Below are 18,349 nucleotides of genomic sequence, written 5' to 3' on the forward strand. Positions count from 1 at the left end.
CATAATGCTAGATCTATGCACCTTGTACATTTGGGTGATTTCATTGATTGAATAGGTTCCAATCTCACATGCATTCAGGATTTCTAATTTATCCTCCGCAGAGTAAGTTCTTTTAGGCAAAAAAAATACGCCCCTTTAAAGTAGCAGATTTTATTTTTAAATCTGTCTACCTAAAGGGGAGCATATCATTCCGAGGTGGGTTTTTTATTCGTAACGATTATTTTGTTTATCCTCTTAGTTCAGCGTTTACTTGTTCTTTTACAGCTGATAGGACTTTATCATGCGTTTTGACAACTTCTTCATCTGTAAGTGTTCTTTCCGGATCCATATATATGAGTGAGAAGGCTAGGGACTTCTTGTCGTTTTCCATATGTTCACCCTCATATAAATCAAACAGCTTCACGGATTTTAATAAAGATCCACCCGCTTCTTTAATGATTGATTCCAGTGTTCCTCCAAGAACTTCACGATCCACCACAAGGGCAATATCTCGCGTTACAGAAGGGAAACGCGGGATGGTTTGATATCTCAATTCACCTATCTCGGTATTAAATACAGGCTCTAGATTCACTTCAAACACATATGTTTCTTTTAAATCGAGCTCTTTTTGTTTAAATGGGTGCACTTGACCGACAAAGCCAATTTTCTTTCCATTTAACATAATTGCGGCCGTACGCCCTGGATGCAGATTTTCTTCTGTGCTTTTTTCGTAGCGAATATGATCTGCCAGATCTAATCGTTCCCACAGCGCATCTAAAAGTCCTTTTGCCACGTAAAAATCAACTGGCTTTTTCTCCCCCTGCCAAGCATGGTACTGCCAAAGGCCGGTTAGTGCTCCTGCCAGATGTTCTTCTTCTCTTGGAAGAACCACACCTTCCTCCTGCAAAAAGACAGATCCTGTTTCATAATAAGCAACGGAATCAAGCTGTCTAGCTGCATTATAAGTAACGCTCTCCAATAGCTGCGGAACAATGCTTAGACGAAGGTTGCTGCGCTCTTCACTCATTGGCATTAACAGCTTAACCGGTTCGCGCACATCCAGCGCAAACTCTTTTGCTTTTGCATCATTAGTCAGTGAATACGTGATCGTTTGCATCATGCCTGCACCTTCAAGCACCTGACGTACAAGACGTCGTTTTTGCTGATGAGGTGTTAACCCCCCAGGATTGCTGGAATGGACAGGAAGAGTCATTGGGATGTGATCATAGCCATAAAGACGTGCCACCTCTTCAATTAGATCCTCTTCAATCACAAGATCACCGCGGCGTGTCGGTGCAGAGACCGTAATCATTTCATCTTTTGCTTTAGCATCAAATTGTAAACGTCGGAATAAATCAAGAACTTCATCCGTTGTTAACGACATGCCGAGCACACGATTAATCTTTTCAAGCTCAATGGAGATTGATTTCTCATTTTTATCTAGCTGATCAAATGCAACCGTTCCGTTTAGCACTTCGCCATCAGCATACAATGCAAGAAGCTGTGCTGCACGCTCTGCTGCAAGCTTCACCCGATTTGGGTCGACACCTTTTTCAAAGCGTGAGCTTGCTTCACTCCGTAAGCCATGATCTTTTGATGTTTGACGAACAGAGGATGGTAAAAAGTATGCGGACTCGAGTATGACATTTGTTGTTTGATCTGTCACTTCACTGTTGGCACCACCCATTACACCTGCAAGTGCGACTGGTGTTTTTCCATTTGTGATCACAAGCTGATGAGGTTCTAGCACTCTCTTCGCATCATCAAGTGTTTCGATTGTTTCTCCTTCATTCGCTAAACGAATCACGAGCTTATTCGTTTCCAATCGGTCCAAATCAAATGCATGAAGCGGCTGTCCGTATTCAAGCAATACATAATTTGTAATATCGACTACATTATTATGAGGTCGAATACCAGCAGCCATTAATCGGTTTTGTATCCAAAGAGGTGAATGAGCAATGCGCACATTACGAATCACCTTTGCAAGATAAAGCGGATTTTCTTCCTTTGCCTCAACATCAACAGATACTACGCTTGATGCTTCCTCTGAAACTGTTTTGTACTCCAGCTCCGGAAGCTTCACTTCACGATCAAGAATGGCTGCTACCTCATACGCAACGCCTAGCATACTCATCGCATCAGAGCGGTTAGGTGTTAAACTTAGCTCCAGAATGGAATCATCCAAATTTAACGCTTCAATCGCACTTGTCCCTACAATGGCATTGTTCGGGAAGTTATAAATGCCATCAGCGAATTCCTTCGGCACAAGCTTGCCTTCAACTCCAATTTCCTGCAAGGAGCAAATCATGCCCATCGAAACCTCGCCGCGAAGCTTCGCTTTTTTTATTTTAAAATTGCCAGGAAGCACCGCTCCTACCTTTGCAACAGCTACCTTTTGACCTTTTGCAACATTGGCCGCACCACAAATAATTTGAACCGGCTCTTCTTCACCAACGTCCACAAGGCATTTATTTAGTTTATCCGCTTCCGGATGCTTTTCACATGACAATACATGGCCAACTACTACATTTTCAAGGCCTTTTCCCGGAACTTCAACGCCTTCAACCTCAATTCCGGAGCGTGTAATTTTTTCTGCCAGCTCTTCAGGAGTGATGCCGGATAAATCAACATAATCCTGAAGCCATTTATAAGATACAAACATCTTTTTACCTCCCTAAACTTAGTTAATTTCGCTTCGGTTAAATTGGTTTAAGAAACGGTGGTCATTCGTATAGAAATGGCGGATATCATCAACACCATACTTCAGCATAGCAATCCGCTCAACTCCCATGCCAAAAGCAAAGCCTGTATATTTTTTAGAATCAAAGCCAGCCATTTCAAGAACGTTAGGATGAACCATTCCCGCTCCTAAAATCTCAATCCAGCCAGTTGCTTTACATACATTACAGCCTTTTCCTCCACAAATTTTACATGAAAGATCCATCTCTACTGAAGGCTCTGTAAACGGGAAGAAGCTAGGACGAAGACGAATTTCTCTGTCCGCACCGAACATTTTCTTCGCAAAAATATCAAGCGTTCCTTTTAGATCACTCATACGGATATTTTCATCGACAACCAATCCTTCAATTTGCATAAACTGATGGGAATGCGTCGCATCATCATTGTCACGGCGATATACTTTTCCCGGGCAAATAATTTTAACCGGTCCATTCCCGGCATGACGCTCCATCGTTCTTACTTGCACTGGAGAGGTTTGCGTACGCAATAAAATTTCTTCTGTTATATAAAACGAATCCTGCATATCTCTAGCAGGGTGCCCCTTTGGAAGGTTCAGCGCCTCAAAATTATAATAATCCTGCTCTACCTCAGGACCCTCTTCCACTTTATAACCCATACTGATAAACAGATTTTCTATTTCTTCAACTACATTTGTCAGCGGATGATGGTTTCCTGCTTTAACAGAACGTCCAGGGAGCGTTACGTCGATTCCTTCTTCAGCCAGCTGCGCTTGAATCGCTTCTGCCTCAAGCTTTTGCTGTTTTTCTTCAATCGCAGAAGCAATAGCGTCACGCACGTCATTTGCCATTGCGCCTATTTTTGGCCGTTCCTCAGCTGAAAGCTTACCCATTCCTTTTAATACCTCAGTGATCGGACCTTTTTTCCCAAGATACGCTACGCGTACTTCATTCAACGCTTTAAGCGCTTGTGCATCTTCAACACGCCCGATTGCTTCCTGCTGCAGTTGTTTGAGTCTCTCTTCCATATTGGAATTCCTCCTTTATCTTCTCTTTCTTACAAAACGGTTCGATAGATCGATTTGAACACAAAAAAGCGCCCTCCCTATACATAGGGACGAAGCGCTGGAATCCGTGGTACCACCCTAGTTAGCAAGGACATAATTGTCCCTAGCTCACTCATGAAATCGATAACGGCTTATAACACCGATGCATCTTTACACCAATTGTGGTCCCGATGCCAACTCAGGAGGTGAACTTCATTTGTATTTACCAAAAGTATGTTTTCAGTCTAAGACATACTCTCCCTAATTGGCTTGTACAAGTTACTTTTCTCCGTCAATGTTTTTAATTATGCGTTATTATTATAAACTACTTTGACAAGGTTTTAAACCTTTTTTCAATGAATCAGCCTTTTAAATGATACAGCAGGACACCTGTTGCAACTGCTACGTTAAGCGATTCACTTTTACCATAGATCGGGATATAGAGATTTTGATCCGATTGCTTGAGCCATTCATCCTGCACCCCTGCCCCTTCATTGCCCATGATGAGTGCAAAGGACCCGCCAGACGGCACGTCCTTAAAGGGCTTTCCTCCTTCAAGAGCAGTCCCATAGACTGGTATATCTCGCTCCTTTAATTCTGTCAGCACCTCTTGAATCGCTGCTTTTATGATTGGCAGATGAAAATGGCTGCCCTGAGCAGAACGCAGAACCTTCGCATTGTATGGATCGGCGGAACCTTTCCCAAGAACGACTGCATCCATCCCAACAGCATCAGCCGTACGAATCATGGTGCCAATATTTCCCGGATCCTGAACGGAATCGATAATAAGAACCCGTTCAAAGCCAGCCGTCGTGATTTCTTTATTCTCCTGTTTACATACAGCAAAAATCCCTTGGGAATACTCCGTTTCAGCAATAATATCAACAATTTCACGCGTTACCATCGTGATGTCGACCTCATCTGTTTGAAAGCTATGCGGAATGTCCACACCTTCTTGAATGATCACTTCTTCTACAATAAACAGTGTACGCAATGCTTCCTCCACAAGATGAAAGCCTTCCACCAAAAATAAACCGGATTGATCTCTCCCTTTTTTAGTGGATAGCTTTTTCCATTGCTTCACCTGGACGTTTTGTGTTGACTGCAAAAACTTCATGAAACTTCATCTCTCCTTCAAACTCGATTCTTTCATTATATAGAAGGTTCATCGGATAAAAAAGAATTTACAGGGAAAAATAAACGTATTCTATTTTTAAGGAGGAATAAAAATGAATCTAAACATACGAGGAACTGTCATTCAAAATGTGAAAGAAAATACTCCTGCCCAGCTGGAGGCAACCATTGAAGACGCAATTGAAGGGAAAGAAGAAACACTTCTTCCAGGGCTGGGTGTTTTATTTGAAATGATTTGGCAAAAGAGCTCACGTGAAGATCGCGATCAAATGATTAAAACACTTGAGAGCGGTTTGACAACTGCTTAAATTAAAGGCTTTGTTAAACGTGTCTGTTGATTGCAGCACGCAGGAGTCTCGCGCCTTCCGCTACAATCAACAATGTACTTTAGCATAGCTAAATTAAATGAATTATAAATGGCTGTCGACGAATTCGTTGACAGCCATTTTGCATGATGTAATAGCATGGAAAACAGTATGTGAAATCCATCCTTCGTCATAAACTGTGGAACAAACCAACGACTGCTGCATACAATATGGCAGGATTTTTGCTTAAATCCTCTGGAAAAAGGAGTGTTTTTTTTTGAGACAATTTGAAGCTTGGCTGCCAGTTACAACATACTTGTCCTATAGCTTATATGCAGAACAAATGGTTTGTTCCATGAGCACACAACTGTACTACATTCCTGAAACAAAAAATTAAAAAGGAAATAACGAAATGCATGCCGCGCTCGTTCCAGCGTCCTATCACCGTGTAACAGCAAACGGCTCAGCCATAAGGCTATTACACGGCGAGAACGCACCTTCCATTATCGAAGCACTTGTTTACTGCATCCAAAAAGCTGATGGCAAAGATAAAGATGTTACGGCTGGCTTACAGCTAATGAGAGATGAAGCAACAGCTTCATATAAACCGTTTATGGAAAATATTTTACGCTGGCAGGAGCATGCTGTGATGAATTTACAAAATGCCAAGCAGAGAATACCGCAAATGACAAAGCCTGCACCTACACAGGGATCTGCACTATTCTCTTATTGATACGGTCTGTGATCGAAAGAAGATCGCTCTTGTAAATCTTCTTTCGATCACAATTAAAAGCAGATAGCCATTCTAGCTTAAATAACCAAGTACCAAATAGTGAGTCAGCTAACGAGCTCCTGATTTGAGTTTACAAATTCTTTACTTAAGAAGCACTAGGATCGTATCTTATTTTAATTCAGCTCTTCGTCAGCTGCATTTTGAACGATAAAATCAAAGCCCATCATTGTACCGATGCCAAAGACCAGCGTCCATAGTGCAATACTGATTGTTAACCAAGCGAGAGTCCATGTTTTATTTGCTCCAAGGCTCATCCCAATAAAAGCAGCAATATGTGTACCAATTAGAATAGGTCCGAGCAATGCAAGCCCAGGCATCCCATATTTATTCATTATTCTCTTTGCTCGCTCCTGCCGCTTGCCTTCCTTCTTTTCTTTATTTGATCGTTTAGCAAAGTACTCCTTCACTTTCTGGAACATAACAATTAACAAAACTACTGTAACCATATTTCCAATAAAAGCAACTAGCATTACAAGAAACGGTGAATGTCCGCGAATGATCCCCAGCGGTATAACAAGCCCAATTTCAAGCCAAGGAATTGCAGCCGCTAAAAAAATAAGAAAATATTCCAAAAAAATCATATATAAATCCTCCCGTTTATCCTGTTATTCAATAGAAAATAAATATGCACTTAATTCGTACCAATAAAACCATGTTTCCATAATTGATAATCCGACTCTTTAATCTATATATATTAGAGTAATAGATTAACACCCATCCCAAAAAACGGCTCAGCACCGTCCTATGAAGACGGCACCTGAGCCGCAAATACTGATGCTATTCAAACGTAATCTTATTTACTTGATCACGATCCAGCTTTTTAATGACCTCTACAATTAATTTAACAGCATTTTCGTAATCATCTTTATGAATCATCGCTGCGTGAGAATGGATGTATCTTGATGCCACTGTAATGGCGATGGACGGGGCACCGTTTGCGGCCAAATGAATGGACCCTGCATCCGTTCCTCCACCGGCAATCGCATCAAACTGATACGGAATTCCATGTTCATCGGCAATGCCGGTAATAAAGTCGCGAAGGCCTTTATGAGAAACCATCGATGCATCATACAAAATAATTTGCGGGCCATCACCCATTTTACTGTTTGCCTCACGGGATGTAATGCCTGGCGTATCGCCTGCAATGCCAACATCAACAGCGATGCCGATATCCGGCTTGATTGTTGCAGCAGCTGTTTTTGCTCCGCGAAGGCCTACCTCTTCCTGCACGGTACCGACGCCATAAACCTCATTTGGATGAGCCTGTCCTTTCAGTTCTTTCATTACATCGATGGCAATCGCACAGCCAATACGGTTATCCCACGCTTTCGCAAGCAGCATTTTATCATTGTTCATCACGGTAAACTCAAAGTAAGGTACTGCCATATCACCAGGCAGTATGCCCCACTCCATTGCCTCTTCTTTTGAGGAAGCGCCGATATCAATAAACATATCCTTAATATCAACCGGTTTTTTTCTCGCTTCAGGAGGCAGAATATGCGGCGGCTTAGAGCCAATGACACCAATAATATCTCCTTTTTTGGTCACGATGGTCACGCGCTGAGCAAGCATTACTTGAGACCACCAGCCCCCAACTGTTTGAAAGCGTAAAAATCCTTTATCGTCAATCCTTGTAATCATGAATCCAACTTCATCCAAGTGGCCAGCCACCATTACTCGAGGCCCGCCTTCTTGACCTGTTTTTTTGGCAATTAGACTGCCAATCCCGTCTGTCGTAATTTCGTCTGCAAATGGGCTTATGTATTTTTTCATAACTTCTCTCGGCTCGCGCTCGTTGCCGGGAATTCCTTTAGCATCCGTCAAATCCTTTAGCATCGTCAATTGTTCATTTAGTGCTGTCATTCGCTTCGCCTCCCTAGATTAGGTCCTTTAAATTATATCATCTCGTTTTCTTATTCACAAAAATTGGATTAATATCCTTGTTCCTGGCGCTGAACATTGACTTTATTTTTTTCAATATAAGCATTCATAATGTCCTCACCTGAAAAACCTAAGCTTTTTCCGATTGCTAAATAAGCATCCCATAACTTTTCATAGTTGTCTTTCGTTGGATGCTGCGCAAAGTTATGAATCAAGCCATAGGTTTGTAGAAATTGTTCTGTTAAATCAGCTTCAGGATTAATGGATGATTGAGGAATATACTTTAATTCTCTTTCAAGTCCAAGAGATAGAATAAAATGAATACCATCCACGTATTCCTCCAGAATCACCTCGTTAGCTGATGGACCTTTGCCGCTCCAAAATTTAAAGCAGCGCGTTTCATTTGCCAGCTCTCCCAGTTCAACAAGAAGTGCCATAATTTTGCGTGAAAAGAGGGATTCGCCTTTCACATTTTTTTCTTTTTCAATAAATCGATCAAGTTTTTCCTGCATGAAATAAAGTGTTTCCCATTGTAACAAATTGCTCACTTCCTTCCTGATTCATTGTAGCAAAAAATAATTAAAAAAGTGAAACCTTTATATAAACCAATACGTAAAGCATGAAAGGACGGATATTTTTCTAGGAGGGAGAAGCCTTGGTACTAATCATTCTTCGATTCGTGATTACAGCACTTATCATCTATTTGCTCTATCGAGGAGTAAAATATTTATTTGATCCAAAACGCAAGCTCGAGCTTGCCCACGAAAAAGAAGAATATTTTTTTTATGATGATGCAAAAAATGTTCGAAAGAATTTTTTCTTAACGTATAAAGGAGTCCTGTTTCAAGGGGAAAAGTATTTGGGAGAGTCCGAACGGTCATTTGAAGTTGTCTCCATTTTTGTGTGGACAAAGGATCCTTCAAAGCTTCAAGGCTTCTCCGTGAATGATTTTCGTTTTATTGAAACCGATATCAAAAGCAGCTATCCGAAGGCTCATATTGACTGGAAAAGTCCGATCAAGGAACTGATGTCTAAAGCCAAAAAAGAGGAAGTGCACACTTGATACGAGCGACACTTCCTTTTTTTGTATTTTCCATAGTGTTTTTTATGCAGGGTGACCTTAACTGTAATGGTGTGCATACAATTGTAACCCCAAAAATCGAAATTACCTTGTCCATAGAATAATTACAATAACAAGGTAAATGATCGCTAACAAGGGCAAGCCCTCACGAAAGGAAGTATGCTTCGTTTTATGACGAAAGTGCTTCATCCCCCAGTAGGTTCCCATTGCGCCTCCTAAAAATGATAGTATCCAAAGTGTTTTTTCAGATATTCTGTATTCATTTTTTCGGGCTTTCTTTTTGTCTAACCCCATTACGTAAAACCCAATGATCGAGATGATTCCAATATAAATTAATCCCCATTGTTCAAGGCTCATGGTTTTCCTCCTTATATGCAAAAAGCTGTCCTATAGAGGACAGCCTGTATAACTTACTTGTTTAGTTGAGCTTTTGCTGCATCTGCCAATTGAGCAAATGCTTGATCATCAGAAACTGCAAGGTCAGCAAGCATTTTGCGGTTTACTTCGATACCCGCAAGCTTAAGTCCGTGCATTAAACGGCTGTAAGAAAGACCGTTAATACGAGCAGCTGCGTTGATACGAGTGATCCAAAGCTTACGGAAATCACGTTTCTTTTGACGACGGTCACGGAAAGCATAGTTTCCTGACTTCATTACTTGTTGGTTCGCTACCTTGTAAAGAGTATGTTTTGAACCATAATAACCTTTTGCTAGTTTAAGAACTCTTTTTCTACGTTTACGTGAAACGATTCCACCTTTAACACGTGGCATATTCATTACCTCCTAATAAATCGTTGTTCGAAATAGTTTTGTTTGATTAGATCATGTGTTTGATGCGTTTGTAATCACCAGAAGAAACCAAAGATGCTTTGCGTAGTTTACGCTTTCCTTTAGTTGATTTGTTAGCGAAAAGGTGACTTGTGAATGCGCGTGAACGCTTAAGCTTTCCAGAACCTGTCTTTTTGAAACGCTTAGCTGAACCGCGGTGAGTTTTCATTTTTGGCATGAGTTTTGTCCTCCTTAAAACGTTACTTTTCGTTAGTTGGTGCTAGCATGAGAAACATGCTGCGTCCATCCATCTTCGGCTTCGTCTCAACCGTGGAAACGTCTTTGCATGCTTCAGCAAAACGCTCAAGCACACGCTGTCCAATTTCCTTATGCGTGATGGCACGTCCGCGGAAGCGAATGGATGCTTTCACTTTATCTCCTTTTTCAAGGAACTTAATCGCATTGCGAAGCTTTGTATTGAAATCATGTTCTTCGATAGTCGGGCTAAGTCGCACTTCCTTCAAATTGATGATTTTTTGATTCTTACGCGCTTCTTTGTCTTTCTTTTGTTGCTCAAATCGAAACTTACCATAGTCCATAATACGAGCGACTGGTGGTTTTGCAGTCGGAGCAACAAGAACTACATCAAGGTTCGCACGAGCTGCAATTTCCAACGCTTCAACCTTGGTTTTAATACCAAGCTGTTCACCGTTTTGATCGATCAGACGTACTTCACGCGCACGAATACCTTCATTTAATAACATGTCTTTGCTAATAGTAATCCACCTCCGGATTGATGTCGCGAATACACGATTTGGGCTCAAGTTATTGATTACCCGCAACAAGTGATATAAAAGAAAAGAGTGCCGGAAACTGAAAGTCTCCCGCACTCTTGTGTCAACATACATAGATGTATATCTGGATCACGTGTTACCTGTCAGCTACAGTTGCGCCAATCAGGTGAGAAGCGGGTGCCTCTTCTTTCACCTCAAACTTGTATTCAATTCACTCTTGCTATTGTATCACTCTAACAATAGTTTGTCAATCCCTCTGGTTTAACTAACATGGTTGATGATATCAGAACCACTTGTCGAATGCAAGAACATTTTGTTTAATCGTATAAAATTATGGATATACCTAAACTAGAATCATAATTGCAAGGGAGGAATTCACATGAATAAATGGTTAGCAGCATTAATTGCTGCCTCAATCGTTCTAACCGCTGCATGCGGCAATGATGACACAGTAACAGAAACAGAATCGGCACCTGACACTGCAAATCAAGATTCAGAAGCTGTTGGAACACCGACAAACAGTGCATCTGATAATACTGCTGTTTCCTACTTGGAATTTGACTTGGATGTGGATTACGAAGGAGATAATAATGACGTTGACGTGTCCTATGAGTCAGAAGAAAACATTGAGGCATCGTATGAAGATGAACGCGAAGGCATAAATTTAACTGGTAATGATGCCTACAGCGAACTGGAGCCAATCTTGACTGGATTTGATTTCACAGCCGACACGCCTGATGACGAAGTCGTTCAAGTCGTAATGGACGCTTTTAGCTTAGAAGAAAACTATCAGTCGTTTGAATTAGAAGTAAAATATCCAGACGGAACCGAAAAAGTATACACACGATAATAGAAAGAGGGTGTCCCAAAAGTATAAAGCTTTTGGGCACCCTCTTTTTTCCAAGAAAATAGCTCTATAAAGTTGGCCTGTTGATTTCCGCTCCAGGGACTCGCTTTCCGCGGGCGGTCCGGGAGCCGCCTCGGCGCATTTGCGCCTGCGGGGTCTCCCGTTGACTCGCTTCTCCCGCAGGAGTCTCGCCCCTTCCACTTCAATCAACAGGGTGCAAGAATCAATATCAGCATAGATATGACCGTCCAAAGCCTAAGTCTGTTATGGCTGATTCTGGTTATGGCAGTGAGGAAAACTACGTCTTCCGTGAAAAGGAAGAAATCAAGGCCTATATTAAGCACAGCACGTTTGATAAAGAATCCACGAAGAAATGGAAAGAGCAAGTCCGACGAGTTGATAACATGAGTTACGATGATGAGCTTGATGAATGAATTTGTAAGAATGGCAAGCGCCTAACTTTTCAATATGCTTCCCGAAGAAAATCTGACAATGGGTATGAATCAATTAAAAGAACCTATATCTGTATGGAGTGTCAAGGCTGTCCGTTTCAAATGGGATGGACATAGACAAAACAAAGTTAAGATAGTGAAAGTTTGAGGGGAATCTCTCCTCAAACTTTCTATAAATAACCTGAAAACAGAAAAAATGCTTACAAGACAAAAAAACTGATTCAAAAGAGTCGTCGTTCAACGATCTTTTGAGTCAGCCTCTTTGATTTGATTATTTTTTCACTTCTGCTTTAATCTGTTCAATAAATTGTTCAAGTGAAATGGTTTCTGATTTCTGTTCACCGTATTTCCGAACGTTGACCCCTTTATCTTCAACCTCTTGATCTCCAACGACAAGCATATACGGAATTTTCTTCATTTGAGCTTCACGGATTTTATAGCCCATTTTTTCATCGCGAAGGTCGACCTCAACACGGACGCCGTTTGCACGAAGAAGCTCCTGTACTTCTTTTGCATAGTCAAGGTGAATTGATGGTGATACAGGAATTACTTGTACCTGCACTGGTGCTAACCATGTTGGAAGCGCCCCTTTATATTCCTCGATCAAGAAAGCAACAAAACGCTCCATTGTTGATACAATACCACGGTGAATAACAACTGGGCGATGCTGTTTGCCGTCTTCTCCAATATAGTTCAAATCAAATCGCTCAGGAAGCAAGAAATCAAGCTGAACAGTGGAGAGTGTTTCTTCTTTTCCGATGGCTGTTTTCACTTGTACGTCAAGCTTCGGACCGTAAAACGCGGCTTCACCGTCTGCTTCAAAATAGTCATGACCCATTTCATCCATTGCTTCTTTCAACATAGACTGAGCCCTGTTCCACATTTCATCGTCATCAAAATATTTCTCTGTATCCTGTGGATCACGGTAGGAAAGACGAAATTTGTAATCTTCTATTCCAAAGTCTTTATAGACTTCAAGCATAAGCTTAACAACGCGCTTAAACTCCTCTTTAATCTGGTCTGGACGAACAAAGATGTGCGCATCATTTAATGTCATGCCTCGCACACGCTGAAGTCCAGACAATGCTCCGGACATTTCGTAGCGATGCATTAATCCAAGCTCAGCAATTCTGATTGGCAGCTCGCGATAGCTGTGAATATCCTGCTTGTAGATCATCATATGATGCGGGCAGTTCATTGGACGCAGAACCAATGTTTCGTTGTCCATTTCCATAGGCGGGAACATGCCATCCTGATAGTGCTCCCAATGTCCGCTTGTTTTGTAAAGGTCAACACTTCCCATAACAGGTGTATAAACATGGTCGTAGCCCATGGAGATTTCCTTATCTACAATATATCGCTCAATCGTCCGGCGAATCGTTGCACCCTTTGGCAGCCATAGCGGTAAACCTTGCCCAACGAGCTGAGAGTTTGCAAAAAGATCTAATTCTTTCCCAATTTTACGGTGATCACGCTCTTTCGCTTCTTCGATCATTTTAAGATGATGATCAAGATCTTCTTTTTTGAAGAAGGCCGTACCGTAAATTCGCTGAAGCATTTTGTTATCGCTATTTCCTCTCCAATAGGCACCCGCTACGCTTAACAGCTTAAATTCTTTTATATGCTTAGTGGATGGAACGTGAATACCACGGCAAAGGTCAAAAAAATCACCCTGCGTATAAATAGTTACATTCTCATGTTCAGGAATCGCATCAATCAATTCAAGCTTATATTCGTCATCAATTGCCTTAAAGCGCGCAATTGCCTCATCACGACTGACAACCTCACGTACAACGTTGATATTGTCGCCGATAATTTTTTTCATTTCTTTTTCAATTCTCGGAAGATCTTCTGTTGAAATCGATGAAGCTGTATCAATATCGTAGTAGAAACCACCTTCAATAACCGGACCAACTCCAAGCTTTGCATCTGGGTATAGACGTTTGATCGCCTGGGCAAGAAGATGGGCAGTACTGTGGCGCATAATCTCAAGGGATTCATTGCTTTCAGGTGTCAAAATTTCAATGGCACCGTCTGCCTCAAGCGGCGTACGAAGATCAATCGCATCTCCGTTCCATTTTCCAGCAATCGCTTTTTTCTTTAATCCAGGGCTAATGGATTGAGCAATCTCTTCAATGGAAATTCCTTTTGGATATTCTTTTGATGCACCGTCTGGAAAAGTAATTTGAATAACTTCTGACATAGCTCTCACTCCTTAAATGTACGCGTATCGTGTACCTAATGCGCAAAATAAATACAAAAAAGCCCCATCCCTAGGAAAGGGACGAGGCTTAGTAAGCAAACTCGTGGTTCCACCCTTCTTTCTGATTAAAAAAGATAATCAGAATCTCTGGTTCAGCTAACGGGCTGCATCCGATACGCGCTACTGCTATTTCACGCATACAGTTCAAAGGGGGTAAATGCATTATTCGTAATAAAAGGCTTGCAGCCAAGGCCCTTCTCTCTAAAATCCGTAATAATGATCCATGTCCTTATCGACACTATTCTGCTTTATTCAGATATGGGTGGTTCGTTACGAGTCATTATAAATTGTATATATAACAAAAGCAAGCTGATTTTTTAAATTATGAATTTCTTTTATTTTCCCCTTCCATTTTTACTGGAAGTGTTAAATAGCGGATTCGCTCCATGATTCTTGCTGCTTTAATGGGTTCTTCTTCTCCACGCTGTGAGTAGGTGAGATGATGTTCCAATCCATCATAGTCAAAATTTGAAGTGAAAAATGTTGGCAGCTCTTCTGCCATGCGATATTGCAGAATGGTTCCGAGCACCTCATCACGTGCCCAGCTCGATAAAGTTTCTGCTCCAATATCATCAATCATTAATATGGACGCTTTCTTGGCGGCTTCGATTTTACCATGGAACGATTGATCACCAAGCGACTGTTTCATTTCACGCAAAAATTCAGGAAAATAGAGAATAAAAACAGCCATATTTTTTTCTTTCAGTTCATTGGCTATCGCACCAAGTATATAGGATTTCCCAACTCCAAAATCCCCATGGATGAATAATCCTTTGTAAAAGTTCTTTTCTTCAACTAGTCTGTCGACAATATCAGTAGCCATATCTACAACGTGAACTCGATTTGATAATTTATCAAGATCAACGTCTGCCAAAGTAGCACGAAGAACGTCTTTCGGTACGTAAACACTTTGAATCAGTTTCTCAGTACGCTGCTTTTCATCGTAGACTACCTTACGCGGACAACGGTGATATTCTATATCCATTAATGCACCTGACAGCAAAAGCTCCGGCTCATATCCTTGCATGATATTAATACACCCTTCAAGACTCGGACAGCTATCACATGACTTTGATTGAGTGGTGTATTCATACAGCTTCATAAGACCTTGATCAATAGCATTGGATGCCAGTTCTTCTTTATGCTCTTGTATAAATGCTTGCACATCTTGATTGTTCATTATTTCTTTTTTCATCATTTCATATCGTTCTTGAAAACGTCCGGATCCTGAAAGCTGTTTAAGCGTCCGATTAATCCGCTCCATCATTATTCACCTGCCTCAAGCTTCTTTTTCTTAGCTTCTCTTGCAATTTTCGTTTCTTCTCTTCAAATTCAAGATCATCACCTTTTTCAGTTTCTGAAGGCTTTGCTGTATTTTTCGCTTCCTGCCTTGCTTTAAACCAGTCAGGGAGCTTTTCTTTACGAATCGTCTTATTTGTACGGCGCTTCTTCGTACCGTTGTTCGTTTCTTCTTTCCACTCGCTATATTGCTTGTGTTCGTTTTTGGCGAGCTCCATCGCATCTTTTGCAGTGGTGATCTTTTTTCTTGCCCAGTGTGCTGCAATTTTCTCAACATACCCCTTTGTCAGCTTCATATCAGTCCGAAGCAGAACATACTGCAGCAGGACGTTGACAACACCAGCAGGTAGCTTTTGATGATACAAAAGCTCCTCTATCATGGCAAGCTCAGATTTTGTAGGCTCACCGCCGTTAGAAGCATCTTTTAACACTTGTACAGGAGATGAAGATTCAAGGTAAGTTAATAATTCCTGCTCATTTGATTGCTCAATTGTTGGCGCCATTTGTTCATCTGCTGTAATCCGTACATGCTGAATTTTCGGTAATGATGGACTGCGATGAAGCTGGTAATAGTCACGTGCTGCTTTTCGCAGTGCATCAATTTCAATCGTATTTTCTTCATTGACCGCACTTAGTACGACGCTCTTCATATCAAGAACATTTAATCCATAGAGAATGGACAGCTTCGCAATCATATTTTTCACATGATAAGTGAATGCACTTCTTGGTACCATCGCCTCTGACAGCCCCGCGAGAAGCAGGTGAAAATCAAATGACGCGAAATCCGTCGTAATCCCTTCATTTTGAGACTCGAACAGTATTTTCCCATCATTTGGCGCCTTTGCAGATGGTGGCATTGAAGCATTTGTCAGCGCCTCAGAGGAATATACGTCTTGAAAAGAGCGTGTGACCTCACGATACGTATCGTTCGTTGAAAAACGTACAGCATAACGCTGTTTTAATCGTTGAAATTGTCCGCTTCCAACCTGTCGATACAAAAAAACGCTGAGCATGGGGTCCTCGAAGAATTCATTGGGCCGTAAAGGAGGCTGTAATTGATAAAGAAATTCTTTCTTATCAGTTCCTCTCACAAAGGTCTTTAACAATCCCATCCCTTCAAGACGAAGCCTGGCTTCAAAAAGCTGGTTAACATTTGTGGACAGCATGGAGAGCAAGGAGGCATGCATAAAGTTTTCACTTTCAAGCTGATGCCGCTCCACCTCCCCCCACAGTAATGAATAAAGGCTGATAGAAGAGGAGCCTACAAGCGGCTGATACAAAAACTGAAGCACATCCCGATCCGCCTCATGCAGCAGTCCGTTTAACTGAACAATATATTCATCTGTCGGCTGTACTTCCTTCCACATATTCGTCATAACCAATCTACCCTTCCATTCCAATGCTGTTTCAGCGTTATTCGACAAAAAAAGAGCTAAGGTATCCCCTGGCTCCCTTATGCTCGTTCCTTGTTCATTAATTCTTTTAGTTCATCGATAAAAACATTGATATCTTTAAATTGCCGATAAACGGAAGCAAATCGAACATACGCCACTTCATCCACAGCAGATAAGCGATTCATCACCATTTCACCGATATCCACAGACAGTACTTCAGATACGCCTTGATTACGAAGCTCTCGTTCGATCGATGAAGCAATTTTCTCAAGTTCTTCAAATGGGACCGGCCGTTTTTCACATGCTCTAATTAAACCGCGCAAAATTTTATCTCTACTAAATTCCTCACGAATCCCGTCTTTTTTCACGACAATCAGTGGAATTTCTTCAATTTTTTCAAACGTAGTGAAACGATAATTGCAGGATTCGCATTCTCTCCGTCTACGAATGGCTTTCCCTTCATCGATTTGCCTGGAATCAATGACTCTGGTCGTATTTTCATGACAGGACGGACATTTCATTTAACCAGCTCCACAATGTTTTATTTCTTTCATCATATAAAAAATGGACCAAAAGCACAAGCTGACATTACTTATCAGCGCGTCTCAAATGCTGATCTAATCCTTTATAGTTGGAAACGATTTCTTTTTTCAGTATAGGATAAGCCCCGCTTATAACCGAATGATCAGTCGACATTTTAAAATCGACCGCTGTCTGAAATGGTCGGACTGTAAGGATTGTTGCAATAATAAATATTCCAGGCTTCCCTTTTTTTTGCACCATTATTTCACCGTGTTCCTTTGAAGCAGACGATATTGTATAGGAGGACGAAGAAAAAAGCTGTTCTACTTCATCAAATACTTTATCAAAGGATGTTTTATAATAATGCGTTTGCAGTTCTTCATCCAGATGATCGTCTTTCGTTTCGCATTCTGAACTAAATCGTTTAAACATTGTACGTAAACCTGCCACTGCTATCTCCCCCAGAACCTTTTTCTCTATTCTATCAATATTTTAAACAAATGAAAAAGGGATGCTTGTCGCATCCCTCTTTTTCTTTTATTATAGCGCACTCACAGTAGATTGCCCAACTCTGACAGGACCCATACCACGCGGAACCTCAATAGTTTCGCGCGTTTTAGCGCCAAGCGATTCAGCTATATAATTGGCAGCAATTGTTGGATCTAAATCACCGCATGTATATACATCTATACTTGCATAACCGTGCTCTGGAAAACTGTGAATAGTTAAATGTGATTCAGAGATAATCACTACCCCACTCACACCCTGCGGCGCAAATTTATGAAACGCTACTTCTCTTACCTCTGCTCCAGACTTAAGGGCTGCATCCACAAACACTTGTTCAATCAGTTCCATACTGTTTAATTTATCAAAGTCACAACCCCATAATTCCGCAATTACATGACGACCCATTGTTTCCATTGATCGTTTCCCCCTTTAAGTAAAATTTGTTAAGCAAATCAAATTGTACGATGTACATCTACCACGGGGGAAAGTTAGTCCGATGAGGTCCTAACCCTTTAAGTAGATATATGTGATACTCAATATTAAAGTAAGATCACGAAAAAAAGTATACGTTCTTTTTACACGTTTGGCA

22 protein-coding genes and 3 other annotated features are annotated in these 18,349 nt (G+C 41.2%); of the genes, 6 read left to right on the plus strand and 16 right to left on the minus strand.

Going from position 1 to position 18,349, the window contains the following annotated elements; translation table 11 throughout:
• Nucleotides 1-226: 226 nt before the first annotated feature.
• The 3 genes from pheT to KP78_RS16810 all read right to left on the minus strand — a co-directional run bounded on the left by pheT (nt 227) and on the right by KP78_RS16810 (nt 4,838).
• Complete coding sequence (pheT, locus tag KP78_RS16800; protein ID WP_041090681.1) at nt 227-2,641, minus strand: phenylalanine--tRNA ligase subunit beta; 2,415 nt, start codon at nt 2,639-2,641, stop codon at nt 227-229.
• An 18-nt stretch (nt 2,642-2,659) separates the two neighbouring features.
• Nucleotides 2,660-3,703: a phenylalanine--tRNA ligase subunit alpha gene (gene pheS / locus KP78_RS16805; RefSeq protein WP_041090683.1), complete on the minus strand. Its 1,044-nt coding sequence runs from the start codon at nt 3,701-3,703 to the stop codon at nt 2,660-2,662.
• A gap of 82 nt (nt 3,704-3,785) precedes the next feature.
• Nucleotides 3,786-4,026: a binding site (T-box leader), on the minus strand.
• A gap of 56 nt (nt 4,027-4,082) precedes the next feature.
• Nucleotides 4,083-4,838, minus strand: coding sequence for a TrmH family RNA methyltransferase (locus tag KP78_RS16810; protein WP_041090686.1), 756 nt, complete (start codon nt 4,836-4,838; stop codon nt 4,083-4,085).
• A gap of 112 nt (nt 4,839-4,950) precedes the next feature.
• Between KP78_RS16810 and sspI the strand changes: the two genes are divergently transcribed.
• Together sspI and KP78_RS16820 are read left to right on the plus strand one after the other, a co-directional pair.
• Nucleotides 4,951-5,163, plus strand: coding sequence for a small acid-soluble spore protein SspI (gene sspI, locus KP78_RS16815; protein WP_041090688.1), 213 nt, complete (start codon nt 4,951-4,953; stop codon nt 5,161-5,163).
• A 409-nt stretch (nt 5,164-5,572) separates the two neighbouring features.
• Nucleotides 5,573-5,893, plus strand: a complete 321-nt coding sequence (locus tag KP78_RS16820) for a hypothetical protein (RefSeq protein ID WP_235420972.1) — start codon at nt 5,573-5,575, stop codon at nt 5,891-5,893.
• 173 nt (nt 5,894-6,066) lie between these two features.
• On the opposite strand, the gene KP78_RS16825 is transcribed toward KP78_RS16820, so the two are convergent.
• The 3 genes from KP78_RS16825 to KP78_RS16835 form a co-directional block, all read right to left on the minus strand.
• A complete protein-coding gene (locus tag KP78_RS16825) occupies nt 6,067-6,534 on the minus strand; it encodes a small multi-drug export protein (protein ID WP_041090689.1) in 468 nt (155 codons plus the stop codon).
• A gap of 196 nt (nt 6,535-6,730) precedes the next feature.
• The gene (locus KP78_RS16830) at nt 6,731-7,816 is read right to left on the minus strand and encodes a M42 family metallopeptidase (RefSeq protein ID WP_041090691.1); all 1,086 of its coding nucleotides are present in this window, start codon (nt 7,814-7,816) and stop codon (nt 6,731-6,733) included.
• Between the two features lie 68 nt (nt 7,817-7,884).
• Nucleotides 7,885-8,373, minus strand: coding sequence for a dUTP diphosphatase (locus KP78_RS16835; RefSeq protein WP_235420973.1), 489 nt, complete (start codon nt 8,371-8,373; stop codon nt 7,885-7,887).
• A gap of 116 nt (nt 8,374-8,489) precedes the next feature.
• Between KP78_RS16835 and KP78_RS16840 the strand changes: the two genes are divergently transcribed.
• Nucleotides 8,490-8,897: a hypothetical protein gene (locus KP78_RS16840; protein WP_041090694.1), complete on the plus strand. Its 408-nt coding sequence runs from the start codon at nt 8,490-8,492 to the stop codon at nt 8,895-8,897.
• Between the two features lie 102 nt (nt 8,898-8,999).
• Here the strand turns inward: KP78_RS16840 and KP78_RS16845 are convergent, their stop codons facing one another.
• From KP78_RS16845 to infC, 4 genes are read right to left on the minus strand one after another with little or no spacing between them, the layout of a single operon-like run.
• On the minus strand, nt 9,000-9,272 hold the full coding sequence (locus KP78_RS16845) for a DUF1294 domain-containing protein (protein ID WP_041090697.1): 273 nt from the start codon (nt 9,270-9,272) through the stop codon (nt 9,000-9,002).
• 53 nt (nt 9,273-9,325) lie between these two features.
• The gene (gene rplT, locus KP78_RS16850; protein WP_041090699.1) at nt 9,326-9,685 is read right to left on the minus strand and encodes a 50S ribosomal protein L20; all 360 of its coding nucleotides are present in this window, start codon (nt 9,683-9,685) and stop codon (nt 9,326-9,328) included.
• Between the two features lie 46 nt (nt 9,686-9,731).
• On the minus strand, nt 9,732-9,920 hold the full coding sequence (gene rpmI / locus KP78_RS16855) for a 50S ribosomal protein L35 (RefSeq protein WP_041090701.1): 189 nt from the start codon (nt 9,918-9,920) through the stop codon (nt 9,732-9,734).
• A 22-nt stretch (nt 9,921-9,942) separates the two neighbouring features.
• On the minus strand, nt 9,943-10,446 hold the full coding sequence (gene infC / locus KP78_RS16860) for a translation initiation factor IF-3 (RefSeq protein ID WP_041090703.1): 504 nt from the start codon (nt 10,444-10,446) through the stop codon (nt 9,943-9,945).
• A gap of 87 nt (nt 10,447-10,533) precedes the next feature.
• Nucleotides 10,534-10,671 (minus strand) — a sequence feature (ribosomal protein L20 leader region).
• 184 nt (nt 10,672-10,855) lie between these two features.
• Between infC and KP78_RS18800 the strand changes: the two genes are divergently transcribed.
• The 3 genes from KP78_RS18800 (at nt 10,856) to KP78_RS19790 (ending at nt 11,892) form a co-directional block, all read left to right on the plus strand.
• The gene (locus KP78_RS18800; protein ID WP_052474913.1) at nt 10,856-11,326 is read left to right on the plus strand and encodes a YusW family protein; all 471 of its coding nucleotides are present in this window, start codon (nt 10,856-10,858) and stop codon (nt 11,324-11,326) included.
• A gap of 263 nt (nt 11,327-11,589) precedes the next feature.
• Nucleotides 11,590-11,757: a hypothetical protein gene (locus KP78_RS20175; protein WP_157841522.1), complete on the plus strand. Its 168-nt coding sequence runs from the start codon at nt 11,590-11,592 to the stop codon at nt 11,755-11,757.
• Entirely contained in the window at nt 11,758-11,892 is a 135-nt protein-coding gene (locus tag KP78_RS19790) for a transposase (RefSeq protein ID WP_131272641.1), read from the plus strand. It begins immediately after the preceding gene.
• Nucleotides 11,893-12,046: 154 nt separating this feature from the next.
• On the opposite strand, the gene thrS is transcribed toward KP78_RS19790, so the two are convergent.
• From thrS to speD, 6 genes are all read right to left on the minus strand, one after another.
• Nucleotides 12,047-13,978 (minus strand): threonine--tRNA ligase, encoded by a 1,932-nt coding sequence (gene thrS / locus KP78_RS16870; protein WP_041090704.1) that lies wholly within the window; start codon nt 13,976-13,978, stop codon nt 12,047-12,049.
• A 74-nt stretch (nt 13,979-14,052) separates the two neighbouring features.
• Nucleotides 14,053-14,283: a binding site (T-box leader), on the minus strand.
• Nucleotides 14,284-14,360: 77 nt separating this feature from the next.
• Nucleotides 14,361-15,302 carry a primosomal protein DnaI gene (dnaI, locus tag KP78_RS16875; RefSeq protein WP_041090706.1) on the minus strand — a complete coding sequence of 314 codons (942 nt, stop codon included), beginning with the start codon at nt 15,300-15,302 and terminating at the stop codon, nt 14,361-14,363.
• On the minus strand, nt 15,289-16,713 hold the full coding sequence (locus tag KP78_RS16880; RefSeq protein WP_041090924.1) for a replication initiation and membrane attachment family protein: 1,425 nt from the start codon (nt 16,711-16,713) through the stop codon (nt 15,289-15,291). Before KP78_RS16880 ends, dnaI begins: the two co-directional genes overlap by 14 nt.
• Nucleotides 16,714-16,790: 77 nt before the next feature.
• Nucleotides 16,791-17,252: a transcriptional regulator NrdR gene (gene nrdR / locus KP78_RS16885; protein ID WP_041090708.1), complete on the minus strand. Its 462-nt coding sequence runs from the start codon at nt 17,250-17,252 to the stop codon at nt 16,791-16,793.
• Nucleotides 17,253-17,319: 67 nt separating this feature from the next.
• Nucleotides 17,320-17,703 (minus strand): hypothetical protein, encoded by a 384-nt coding sequence (locus KP78_RS16890; protein ID WP_052474915.1) that lies wholly within the window; start codon nt 17,701-17,703, stop codon nt 17,320-17,322.
• Nucleotides 17,704-17,793: 90 nt separating this feature from the next.
• Nucleotides 17,794-18,174: an adenosylmethionine decarboxylase gene (speD, locus tag KP78_RS16895; RefSeq protein WP_041090711.1), complete on the minus strand. Its 381-nt coding sequence runs from the start codon at nt 18,172-18,174 to the stop codon at nt 17,794-17,796.
• Nucleotides 18,175-18,349: the final 175 nt, after the last annotated feature.

The organism is Jeotgalibacillus soli, from assembly GCF_000829435.1.
Classification (GTDB): Bacteria; Bacillota; Bacilli; order Bacillales; family Jeotgalibacillaceae; genus Jeotgalibacillus; species Jeotgalibacillus soli.